Source organism: Coprococcus intestinihominis (genome assembly GCF_040096555.1).
Lineage (GTDB): Bacteria > Bacillota > Clostridia > Lachnospirales > Lachnospiraceae > Coprococcus_A > Coprococcus_A intestinihominis.
The window spans coordinates 1-13,170 of record NZ_JBBMEK010000071.1 but is presented as its reverse complement, the minus strand read 5'-3'; the positions used below and the strand labels follow the sequence as shown (position 1 = coordinate 13,170).

The following is a 13,170-nucleotide window of genomic DNA, read 5'->3' as shown; positions in this document are numbered from 1 at the left end:
GGCATTCCCAGCTCACGAGACAAAGATATTAATCCAGTACTTACATAAAGATCATATCCATGCAGTAAAAAAAGGAAAATATCTATGGTTATCGTGGGGAAAGGAGCGTAAGTAAATGATACATGCAAAATCCATTGAACGAATATTTTATAATGCCGGGAATGGTTATACTGTTGCCGCTTACCAAACAGAAGAGGAATTACCGAAAAAAATTGTCCGTTCTCATCCGAGAAACACCGGATATTTTCAGGCAGTTGGGATTGAACTTCCGACCGGTGACGGTGTAGAGGTTGAACTGGATGGTGAATGGAAAGAGACAAAGTATGGCATGCAATTGGACGTTTCATCGTTTCGCATCTGTATTCCTGAAACGGAGGAGGGAATCAAAGCTTATCTTGCATCTGACATGATCAAGGGGATTGGGCCGGTAACAGCGGAGCGCATTGTTGAGAAATTTGGAAAGAAAACATTGTACATTATGGAAAATGTGCCAGAGAAGCTGCTGGAGGTTTCAGGGATTACCGAGAGCAGACTGGAAATAATCATGGAGGGGTATCAGAAGAGCCGTCAGTTGAGAGAATTGATGGTTTATTTGGCACCTTTTGGTGTGACCTCGAACAAGTTAATGCGGATACAGGAACATTTTGGAAACAATGCTTATCCAATTATTAAGAAAAATCCGTTCCGATTATGTGAAATCAAAGGATTTGGTTTTTTGACGGTAGATCCGATTGCCAGAAAAGCGAAAAACTTTAAAGCAGATGATCCGGAACGCATCAAAGCAGCGATTTTGTATGTGCTTCAGCGTGCTGCTGATGAGGAAGGACATCTGTTTTTGAAAAGTGAAGAAATTGTAGAACGGTCTGCCGAGCTTTTAAATCATGCAAAAGACAGACAGAAAGTTTCGGAACGTATAATTAAAGATATCGGGAATGAAATGATACGTAAGGATCAGACATTGATTGGAAATGGTGGTGGAATCTATACTAAACGAAATTTTGAAGTGGAAATGGGAGCTGCGGCAGAGTTGATGCGTCTTTTAAAGCGAAAGAGGAAGAAAGTGGATATAGAGCCTCTTCTGCAGCAGATTACAGCCGAAGAAGGAATTACATTAAGTAAAACACAGGAGCAGGCAGTACGCCAAGTGTTCCAGTATCCGGTATCTATCATCACCGGAGGGCCGGGAACCGGAAAGACAACTTTGATTCGCATTATCATCCGAATTCAGGAAAAATTAAACAAAGATTCTTTAATTTTGCTTTGTGCGCCGACCGGGCGTGCCAGAAGGCGTATGTATGAAAAAACCGGATTTCCGGCAATGACCATGCAGAAAGCAGTGGGGATTCCTTCAGAGAATGAGGACGAGGAGGAATCGTGGCATGTCGGTAAACTGGAAGATGATTTTATCATAGCAGACGAGTTTGGCATGTGTGATATGTATCTGGCAGACCGATTTTTCTCAGCCATAAAAAAGGATGCAACCCTTGTTATGATAGGAGACAAAGATCAGCTTGGCAGCGTGGGACCAGGAAATGTATTTCATGAGATGATCGTTTCAGGGATGATTCCGACTACCATTCTCGATTCCTGTTTTCGTCAAGAGGAAGGAAGTACAATCGTGGAAAATGCAGTACGCATCAATCGGAAGCAGACAAAGCTCATATATGATGATACCTTTGAATTCTATTCAGCGAATGCGCCGGAAGATGCGTCAGAGATCATACGTGATTTGTATGAGGATTACTGGAAAACACATGGGAAACAAACTGATGATATACAGGTACTTTCACCATTGAAAAAGAATACTGCGGCAGGTTCCGACGCACTCAATGAGATGTTGCGGGAAGTGGTTAATCCAAAACGGCGTGGACGGAAAGAAATAAAGAACGGAGGACGTCTTTACCGAGAGGGAGATAAGGTCATGCAGACAGAAAACAGGGATGATATTTCAAACGGTGATCTTGGCGAAGTTGTGAGCATTTTTAAGAAAGAGGGAAAGACGGTGATGCGTGTAGACTTTGGAGATGACCGGCTTGTGGAATTCTCTGATGATGATTACTGGCCGCTGGTTCATGGGTATGCAATGTCGGTGCATAAATCTCAAGGAAATGAGTGCCCTGTTGTTATAATCCCTATGCTGGGGTGCTTTTGGCGCATGTTACAGAGAAATATTTTTTACACTGGAATCACACGTGCAACAAAAAAGGTGATTATTGTAGGAAGTAAACGGGCAGTTGCTCAAGCTATCCGAAATAATACGACAGCTAAACGTAATACACTTTTCGGAATGCGTTTAAAGCAGGTAGGAAAAGAATTGTTGAATGCATATGAACAGCGTAGTGCATAGATCATAAAAATTATTATAAAGTAAAAGTGGGAAAAGCGGTTTGTCAATACGATGAATCGCTTTTCTTATTAATATGGAAGGAGAAGTTTATGTATTTTACAAAAATGAGCGAAGAGTATTTTCCGGCTGTTATTGATTTAGAAAAACAATCTTATCCTGAAGAAATGCGCATGGGAATGGAAGGTTTGAAAGAGGAAGCAACGCAGCCGGAGTTTTTTTATTATTCAGTAGCAGGTTTTTCTAAAGGAGAACTTGTGTGTTACATTGTTGCATATATTCCTCAGATTTATGCCGAGTATCACTCAAAGCAGATTTATATAGCTGATGTAAATTGCCCGAATTTTCAATATTTACCAAGATTATTGTTATTCTTTTTCCGGCAATGCGAAAAATGGAACCGTAATAAGAAGCTTTTTCATGCAGAAATGAGAAGTACATCCTACCATCTTTTGGATAGTATTGATAAATGCAAAAAAAGGGGGATAAAAATTATAGAAGATCATATTTTGCATAAATATTACGATAATGGAGAAGATGCTCATCATGTGATTTTTAGCGTCGATTTAGAAATATTAGAAGAAAGCAATTGGAAATATGGTTTTTGGAGACAGATTGATGAGATGCCTATTGGAGGAAGCACTTATATATCATCAGTGCTGAAATTTTTGAAGAAACCGATACAGGATGGTGTTGATTTTCACAAAAAGAATCATATGAAATTTATCATGCGTAATATGATTGAAAAATGGATAGATTACTATAGTATGTTCGGAGAAACGATCCCTATAACATCTGATTATTTTTTATATAACAGGATTCCGGAAGAAACGAAGGGCATGGATAATCATGAGATTATACATAAGTTTTTTCAAAAAGCATTGGATCGTTATCAGTTATTTGGATACAAAGAAAAGAAAGATATGAGAGATAATGAAAAAGGATATTGTTATGATGACTATAGAAAATGCCTTAAAATATACAATAAAGGCAAAATCTATAACACATCCTATCGAAATTCGTTATCAGGCTATCGCTGGCTGGAACGTACCTCCAGAGAATTTGGCGAACAGTATTTTCGAAAATATAAACGCACATATTATGTAAGTTATTTTAATAAATTTGGTTTATATCATCCTATGTATCCGGTTCCATATATAACAAAAAATTTATATTTGTTCTATTTGGACAGAATGCTTATTATTGATAAATATTTAAAAGAATTAGATGAATTGTGTGAGAATGAAAAAGAACAGTTTATTTTCATGTGTGAGACAATTTATCATATAGTATCAAAAAAATATGCATCCGGGTGTATTGAAAATATCGTCAAACGAAGAAACAAAGAAGAGGGGAATTATTTCCATGACTGGAATCTGATTGTACAAACATTATTTGATGGGAAAATGCTTCTTACAACTGGTGCAATGAAAGCTATTTTAACAAAATCATATAATCAAGCTTTAAATATATCAAAAGTTATAGAAGGCGTATGCCGGTACCTCAGAATAGAAAAGGAATTACAATTGCAGCCCAATCAAAAAAGAGCCCGTAAAAGATTGAGCAGTCTTATTAGAAAAAATAAAGATTGTAATGATTATCTGATGGAATTAAAAGAACATGTAATGGAAGCATATAGTAAAAAACTGAATTTTTCAGAAATGGAAAAAGAGATGGTGACAGATTATATGCAGCGCATACAGACGTATTGTCCAAATGTTGTATTATATGATTTGTTTCGTGAATATGGAGATCATAACCTGTCAAAATTCATACGTGGAAAATATCCCTGTTTGTTTAAAGCGCAGGAAATCCGTCTGTCTTATGAGGGATTATCATCCTTTGTGAAAACATTGTTGAAAAAGCAAACAAGACAGGCAAAACATATTTATCGCAGGCTGAAAAAGGAAAATCTATTGCATACAGTTTTGGAAGAGAAGCTGACGCCGGTTCAGTATCGTGAAGTGCTGGAAATTATGAAATTCCATAATGTAGAAAATCTTCCGGATGAATTAAAGAAACTATGTAACTTTAAGGTGTTAGTAGAAGCAAAAGGTTCTCCGGAATATCTGACAGCGGGTGATGCAACGGTGTGCTGCATGAGCTATGGCAGTATCAAGGCAAAACAGTATGCACTGGAAAGAGGATTTGGAATTGTAAATGTTTATTATAAGAACAGAGTGATTGCCAATTCTGTGATATGGATCAATGAACCTTATAATTGTCTGGTGTTGGACAATATTGAAGTACATCCCAATTATACGGTTTATAATGAAATTTTAAAAATATGTTTTCGCACTGCTGCAGAACAGCTTATGAAACAATATCAGGTAGGATGGGTTGTACAAGGTACCTGCTATAATGACCTTATATTGTACAATGATGAGCAGATTGAAATTAGATTTCCAATGATGAAGCCGAAAGAAGTACAGTTGAAAACATTTTACTCAGATGCGGTCAAGTGCAAACTCGTTTGTGAAAAAGAACCGAATACGGGGATTAACTCTTTGGTGTCGAATACTTATCTTTCGGCAGCATAAACGTGTTAGACATTAGAAAAAGAGAGTCTCTCTTTTTCTTGACACTAAGAATGGACAATGTTAAGATAAGGTTGTAATTATTATTTTACACATCTATGATGTGTCCTGTAACTTTAGTTCCATTGGCATTTAGGATGGAAGTATTTAATTTCAGAGAATTCTGCATAAATTTCAAATTTAAAATGACAGGCAAAGTATGAAAAGAAAGAATCATGCTTTGCCTTTTTTATTTGCGAAAAAGGAGGATAAAGAAAACGCATGGCCAAGAATGCCGATGTTCATTTGGAATATGCAGAAAAGAACGAAAGGAGGAATATTTTTTATGGCGGCATTATATGAAACATGGACATTTCAGGAGGAATTACCGGATTTATTTCAGAAATTGATTCATGACCTGGGAAGAACCAAAACGAGTACAAAAGTTTCGGACTGCTCACAATATAATTCACTTCGGGCAAAATCTGCCACATTGCATGCGCCCACATTACGTGCAATTTTATGGCTGTCGGGGGTATTTGCAGGTGCAGAGACGGAAGGTGCGCTCGGCAGACAGTTCGGTGAGGGCAATACAACAAATTATTATTGTATGGAATGTAAAGATGGCGAGAGTCGTTATGCTCTGATTTATAATTGGAGAAATGGAAAGTTTAAAGGCTGTGTACAAAAAGTGGATACGGTGTCGATTTTACCATCTATACAGGAGGAACAGAATATAGCAGAACGGTACATTGCACTGCTTGCATTTGCTAGCACGTGTTATGGAACAGAATTGTATGATATGGAATTCACGCAGCATTTTGAAAAAATAATGCAAATTCTGGATATGAATGAGGAAATAGATGAAGAGGAGTTTCTGTCCAGTGCGTATATTTGTTGTGACAATTTGTACCGGCGGGTGGAATCCTGTCTTCCATTAGAAGACGGCGGAATACCGATAGGGGAGCCACAGTTTACAAATTGTGAGTTTATTGAGTCTTATCGGTTGAAATCCGGTTTATATGGTGCAAACCAGACAGAGGTAGGAGTGTTTCAACTGCTGACAGCAAAAAGACAGCTTACAGAATCAACAATCGGAGAACTGAAAGCGTTTTATTATCAGGGGAAGGAAGTTGAGGAAAAGTATCAGGCTTTGATTCCAAAGTTACCGGATGATTACAAAGTGAATACGGCTACACAAGAAATTCTTTCCATGATTGTAAATACTCCTTCCCGGCTTTTTATGATGGAAGGAGATTCTGGTTCAGGGAAAACAACAGACACAAAGATTATTGCACAGCTGCTCGGGTATCCTCGGTTTGTATTTACATGCGGACCGGGAACGGAAGAGGTGAGTCTTATGGTATCTCTTGTTCCAAACGTAGATACGGCTGCAAAGATTTCAGAAAGTGAATTGCCGACATATGAAGATTTTCAGATAGATCCCGCTTCTGCTTTGGCAGTGTTGACAGGGAACTACCAGATGGAAATTGATGAAGCAACCGCATTTCGTGAAATATTGAATGCAGCAGTTCAGCAGGGATATAAGCAGGCGAAAATGGAAAAGGACTTCGTGAAAACAGAATCTACAATCATTCAGGCCTGCCGGATGCCGGCGGTAATAGAAATTCAGGAAGTTGCCATGATTGAAAAGCCGGGAACCCTTACTCGACTGAATGCTCTATTTGATGACGACGCAAAAACAGACCTACTGAATGGAGAAGTAATAGAAAGACACCCGGATACGGTGGTGATCATGACAACAAACATGGATTATATCGGATGCCAGATGTTCAATGAATCAGTATTGTCAAGAATGCATCTGGTACAGCACCGGAAAGAATTGAGTGTGGAAGAAATGGCGGAACGTGCCATTTTTAAAACAGGTTGCAAGGAAAAAGAGCTGATTTACCAGATGGCAGCAGCCATCAGTAAAATCAAGAAATATCTGAGGGATAAGCAGATACGCGGCGGTGTATGCGGATACCGGGAACTGGAAAACTGGGTGTGGAATTATATGACATCAAAAGATGTTTTGGAAGCAGCAGTAAATGCTGTAATTAGTAAAGTTTCCCCATTTCCAGAAGAAAGGGACACTATTTTAAGTACATTCATTGAGCCGGCTTTTGAAGAGGCGGCATAAAGGAGGACTATGAGAAATCGTCAGAAATGGAAACAACGTGTGCAGGAAGAAAAAGAAAACCTGGAGGATTATGAAGTTTTTGAATCGGCGGATTACAGGACAATGTTACATTCGATCGCCTATGAAATAACGGCGGGGACTTTGAAAACGGTGAATCTTGTAAAAGAACCAAATGAACCTTATGGAGGAAGATGTTCCAGTTTACGGGTGCTACTCAATATCGCAAATCAGGTAACTATGAGTTTTCCAACGCTTGCATTAAGAAGTGATAGTATCGTTGGTATCTTGGGGCATGAGTGCGGACACTGGAATTTGTCAGATTTTGAACTCCGAAAAACCTATCTGGATGAAATGAGGCAAGGAAGATGGATGATACAGCTGCCGCTTCCGCAAGACTGGACTGGACAGGAACAGATGATGGAAATTCAAGAATTTCTTACTGGAGATCATCCAGCTGCAAAATATATAATGACAGAGACTGCCGCATTTATCCAGAATATGATTGAAGATGTGTATATAGAAGAAATCATGTGCAGAAGGTATCCGGGAAGTATCAGGCGTGGAATTTTACAGAACCGTATGCGGAACATGGAGAGAGTTCCCAGTATGAAAGTCCAATTAAAAGAGGGATACCGAAAGGTATCAGTGATGTTAAATCTGATGGCACAATATTCCCTGACAGGAACGGTAAATAACTGGGAGATGGAAACAGATATTTTACTTGATTTGTTGGAAGAGACAAAACCGGTTATTGATTCCGGAGTCAGATGTAAAGAACCATTGGGACGTCTGGAGGCGGTCAACAGACTTCTTCTGTTGATTTGGGAATTGTTGAAAACAGAGATAGAAGAGATGGAGAAAAATATAAAACAGGAAGAACAGCCCTCTGAAAAGAATGGAAACGGGCAAAAGGAAAGTGATGGAAAAGATGCCGTTTCATCTAACACAGAGCAGAAGGTTCAGGAAGAATGGGGAAAAATTAAAAGCGAACTTCCGGATTTTCTTTGTTCCAAAGAGGAAACAGGAATGAATAACACTCCGTCACAACTTAAGGGGGAGCAGAAGGAGATGGAAATCAAGCCAATTGAAACAAAAGAACAGTTGTTACAGTGTATAGAAAAAATTGCAGAGTCCAAAGCAGAAAAAAACTATAATGCAGAAATTTTAAAGGAACTTTCGCAGGATTTATACGGTACAGAATTTAATGGGGATCACCAAAAAGTGAAAATGGCAGTGGAACGCAAGTCCCAGATAAGCCAGCGGGATATCATGCGGTATGAACTATTAGAGCCACAAATCAAACAGACAGTACGGAAAATGAATGCGGTTTTGCTGCCGGCGTTCTGTCAGCAAGGGGAACGTAAGGAAAAACAATTGTTTTTTGGGACTTCCATCAATATGCAGATGCTTTATGATCCATTTCATCGTTTTTATCAGAAAAGAGAGCCTGCAAGGACATTAAATGCAGCAGTTGTAGTTTTGATGGATTTGTCAGCTTCCATGTGGGGAAGGCGCTTGGAAAAGGCAAGATGTTGTTGTCTGTGCCTGTATAAGTTCTGTATCAGCGTGGGAATTCCGATTTTGGTTTATGGACACCATACGAACGGAGAAGGGCGAACTTTACGGAAAGAACTTGTGACTTTCCATTCTCTTGCAGAATTTGAGCCGGACAGAAATGACTGTTATCGTATCGCATCTATAGATGTGGCAGGATCTAATAGAGACGGGGCAGCATTAATCTATGCAGGTGAAAAACTAGCCAGAAGACCGGAACGGACAAAGCTTTTATTTTGTATCAGTGACGGCCGCCCCAATGGTGCATTGTATTGTGGGGAAGAGGCAGAAGCAGATATTCGGAATATCAAAAAGAAACTAGAAGCAAAGGGTATTATCGTGATGGCGGCTGCAATTGGAGATGATAAGGAAACGATTGAAAGAATTTATCAGGAAGGGTATCTGAATATTTCGGATCTAGACACGCTTACGGTTATACTTGCGAGGGAAATATTAAAACGAATACGGAGATAAAAGAATGGCAGCCAAAAACAGGCTGTTTTTATTTTGGAAAGGAGGACACGAATGAATATGGTGGGAAAAATAAGAGATAAAAATGAAACTATGGATATGGATCAGCTGTTTTCCAGTGGATATATCATAGAGCTAGAAACGGGAAAATATCTGAGCGGTTATAACAAAAAAAGTATACGAAGTTCCCCGCTGGAACGGGCAATACGTTTTCGTAGCAAACAGCAGGCGGCAGAGTGTATCAGCCAGCATTTATGCTACGTTGGATTGGAAGCATGGATTTGTGAAATTTTGTGGGTACTGCTTTCGTATAAGTACGAGTTAGAGGGTTTAGCAGAATATTGGACGGGAACTGTTTTTTCAGACCAGTTTCAAAGTGCAGTTACGTTCACTACTTATAGAGAAGCAGAGAGATATCAAAAAGTACATAACCTGGAAAACACAAGCATGATAGAACTGCAGTGTTTCCGTAGAGAGCAGATGGTGATAGCAGCCTGATAAAATTTACGGATGTTTATGGATGGATAGGGGGAACCGTTTTGCGGTTCCCTTAAAAGAAAGAAGGGATGTAATGTTACAAAAATTTTTTGAAAATATTTTTGATGTGGAGCTTTACTGTCAAATGGTAGATTTGATTCTCAGATTGTCAGAAAATACGAACAGAGAACAGGCATATCGAGAATTTCAGGACCATGCTCTATTTTTCAGCTGTCCTGAACAGGGCGTGGAAGAGAGATACGGTCTGCATTATCCGGGAGAGGTTTTGGAACGTCTGGAAGAAAAAATGGAGGTCAAGGTGGAACAATTACGCTCACTTGGTCTTGCGCTTGCAGAAACCAGGAAATTTCAAAATGCCGGTATGTTTGTTGGAAAGCAGAAGGCTTCATTTTGGAAAAAGTTCAGACGAATTCTTGCAAAAAACGATATTTATATGATGGGAATCCTATATCTCTGTGATGACAAGGAAAAATCAAAATTGTATCAGAAAATGTGCAATTGTCCTATTCAGGAGCTGCAGGAACTGCTTTTTATGCTGCATATGTTTGTGTATGATGATGAGTTTTGGGAGACGCGGAAACACGATTTGAACCAGCTGCTTGGAACAGAACGTAATTTCTCAGTTTATGCTTATAAAGAAGTCTATATCTGGCTTACGGAAAAATTTTCATGCAAGTTGAAAAATTACCATAAAAAAGATATAGAAGTATTAAAATATCTGTTCCGGCTTCCATGCAGTTATGCAAAAGAAGGCAGTACGGGAAGGAAAAAGCTACTAGAAGCAGGATACTCGAAAAGAGAGATTATGTTTCTTAGTATGACATTGCTTTTTCAGACCGACCTTTACACAAAACTTAAAATAGATGGTATGACTGCAGAACGAATGGCGGTTGAAACATGTCTTTTATTTTTGAGTGGACAGGAAGATTATTCTCAAGAAGCGTATGAACTTTGTAGAACCCTCTTTGAAAAGTATCGTTATTTTCCAGTGCGATTAGAAGGGGAGAACGGTATCATGGATTACCTTTATTACAGGTTGGAAGTCCAGAATATAAAAACATATCAGCTGCTATACGAATGTGACAATTATAGAGAAAGGCATAGCAATTGGTTTTTGATTGATCTCACAGATACGAAATGGCATGAACTGAAACAGATACTTACACCAGATGCTTTTGAAAACTGGGTATTGGAAACATTGCAGCAAAATACATACACATCTGAACAGTTCAAACAGTATTTGTCAGCATACTTTTCTTTGACAAGTGAAGAGATTACAGAAATGTTCTGGAAACGAAAAAATTATACGCTTTCCTTATTGTTTCCACAGTTTGTAGAACGGGGACATCTAGAGCCACTAGAATTGTTAGAGCAGTATTTAAAAGAGGTGGAAATACCTAAAAATAAAATACGGGAAAAGTGGTTTTATATGGCCGATTATCTGCAAAATTATATCAAAGGTCTTTCGTCACCGAGCTCATATGAAATGTTCATGAAATTGATAACAAGTTTTGGCATATCGAATCAATCCAGTATGTTTGAAATTGAGAAGTTGTTATGGGACAGTATAGGAATGAAAAGTGATTGGAGGAATCAACTTTCCTTTTCTTCATTGGACTTCATCCGTCCATTTTTAAGTGTTGAAGAGCATCAGGAATTGTTCCGGATAATAGAACAGCATATTTTCCATGAATACACAGAATCATATGTTGATTTTTTAGTACGGATATTGAGTGATACCAATAATTTTCTCTGGTTTGAATGGGAGGATGCAAAACAGCTTTTCCATAGACTGGAACCTTGTCTCACAGACGGATCTGACCTAGAAAATCTCCGAAGGATTTATTTGACAGAACAGGAAATATCTGTGTTGGAAGAACAGAAGAAGAAAAAGGAATTGCGTCATCAAGAATACAAACAGTTGATGGCAAAAAGAGAGATACGCAAAGACTTTAACAATCAGATTTCATTAGGGAAAAAGAAAAATTGCTTATTCGGTACACTTCAGAATTATATTTCAGGATATTCGTATAGAAGTGCTGAAAGGCAAGAAAAGTATTACATTACTAAACAATTTTTATTTGATTCCTTTAAGGGAAGCCCCGTGAGGTATTTGAAGGAAAGGGAGATACAGGGGTTGCTGAAGGTGTTAAGCATTCTTTGGAAAGAAAAATTTTTAGAATTTATTGACCTGAAAAAGATTGTTGACAAGGTGGAAGTGGAAAAGGAGGAAGAAGTATATGAAGCTGCTTGATGCGATAGGGAAGAATTTATCTTTGTATCAGGAAATGACACAGGCGAGAGTGCCATATGACTTCCTGAAAAAGCAAGAAAAAGAAGTACTTTTGCAGTTTTGTAAAAAAGTCAATCAAATGCATATGGGTGAGATTATAGCTGCATTACAGTCGGAGGCAATTGTCTATCTGATCAAAGATTCAGTTTTTTTATCTTTCCTTTTGAAATTAAATTGTGAAGACAAGATAGACACCGATAGGTTAAGTCTTTTATTAGCACATGCAGAAGAGGATAGTTTATTATCAGATTATAAGTATGAGGAACTGTACAGGGTTTTGACAGACGAACAGATTTTTAGTGAATGGAAGTATGAATATCTGAGGTATTACTCACAATACGGGTTTGACGATGAGCAGAAAACAGTACTGATGTATGGATTAGAAAAAATGAGGAATTTTACAGAAATCTCATTGTCCGAATTGTCAGAGTCCGAGCGTATGTTGCTAGTAAAACCGTTTTTCAAAGCGGGCAGAATCAATAACATAATCTCAGAACGTACAATATGGAGATACTTAGAACAGACGGAAGTACAGGAAATACTGCAGACATTTTCAACTGATTGGAGAATTTCCAGTGGATTGAACCTGAAACAAATGGAGGAAATCGGAAGTAATGCAGATGCTATTTTAAGAGATTTAAAGATTGTGATATCTTATCTGCCAGATGATTGTCTGGAGCTATTTTTTGAAAGATGGATGGAGAATGAAGCGTTGGTGTATGATTTGAAACAGTTAAAGCGGAATCTTCCAGATGCAAAGAATGAGGAAATTATCAAAATGGTAAAAAACCGTACCTCTTATCTGAACTTCCTATATGGCAATTATCTTTCAGAGATGAATCTGGAACACTTATATGATAAAAAGCAAGACATGCTAATCTATGCAATTACGCACAGAAAAAAACATTTTCTTTCAGTGGTAAAAGAGAATAGTTCTGCCTTTATGAGATTATCCAGATTTTCACTTTTATTGGATAAAGATGTATATAAAACATACTTAAATCTAAATACGCTGAATGGGAAAAATCTTCAGGAAGCATATGATTTGAGAGAGTTACCAAGTGAAATAAAGAAACATCTAATCGAAAAGGACTATTCTTTTGCTGAATTGAAATTATTTGCAAGTGTAGGAGAACAATATGTTCGGCTATATCACAAACTATATGCTCTGAAATATGATGAACGTATGAAAATAGTACGGGAACTTGTGGGAAAAGAATGTATTTCCCAACATATCAGCGAAGAAAGTCTGGATAAAATAACAGAGAAATTCTTACAGAAGCCATTATCCCAGTGGATTTATGGGGAACTGGAGCATGTGGAAAATCTGTCATGGCACTGCGCAATCCGG

Annotated in this window: 6 protein-coding genes and 1 pseudogene; all 7 read left to right on the top strand. The window is 38.1% G+C overall.

The genetic code is table 11. From position 1 onward, the window contains the following. Nucleotides 1–115: 115 nt before the first annotated feature. Nucleotides 116–2,347, top strand: a complete 2,232-nt coding sequence (gene recD2, locus WMO25_RS07395) for an SF1B family DNA helicase RecD2 (RefSeq protein ID WP_318583861.1) — start codon at nt 116–118, stop codon at nt 2,345–2,347. A gap of 89 nt (nt 2,348–2,436) precedes the next feature. Next, nucleotides 2,437–4,884, top strand: coding sequence for a hypothetical protein (locus WMO25_RS07390; protein WP_117989116.1), 2,448 nt, complete (start codon nt 2,437–2,439; stop codon nt 4,882–4,884). A gap of 322 nt (nt 4,885–5,206) precedes the next feature. Next, nucleotides 5,207–7,003, top strand: coding sequence for a nucleoside/nucleotide kinase family protein (locus WMO25_RS07385; protein WP_117989419.1), 1,797 nt, complete (start codon nt 5,207–5,209; stop codon nt 7,001–7,003). A 9-nt stretch (nt 7,004–7,012) separates the two neighbouring features. After that, on the top strand, nt 7,013–9,031 hold the full coding sequence (locus tag WMO25_RS07380) for a cobaltochelatase CobT-related protein (RefSeq protein WP_117989115.1): 2,019 nt from the start codon (nt 7,013–7,015) through the stop codon (nt 9,029–9,031). A gap of 51 nt (nt 9,032–9,082) precedes the next feature. Next, nucleotides 9,083–9,526, top strand: a complete 444-nt coding sequence (locus WMO25_RS07375) for a hypothetical protein (protein ID WP_117989114.1) — start codon at nt 9,083–9,085, stop codon at nt 9,524–9,526. A 73-nt stretch (nt 9,527–9,599) separates the two neighbouring features. Beyond that, the gene (locus WMO25_RS07370; RefSeq protein WP_117989113.1) at nt 9,600–11,780 is read left to right on the top strand and encodes a hypothetical protein; all 2,181 of its coding nucleotides are present in this window, start codon (nt 9,600–9,602) and stop codon (nt 11,778–11,780) included. Next, nucleotides 11,767–13,170: pseudogene (locus WMO25_RS07365) on the top strand (hypothetical protein); the annotation flags it as partial. The gene WMO25_RS07370 and the pseudogene WMO25_RS07365, both read left to right, overlap by 14 nt.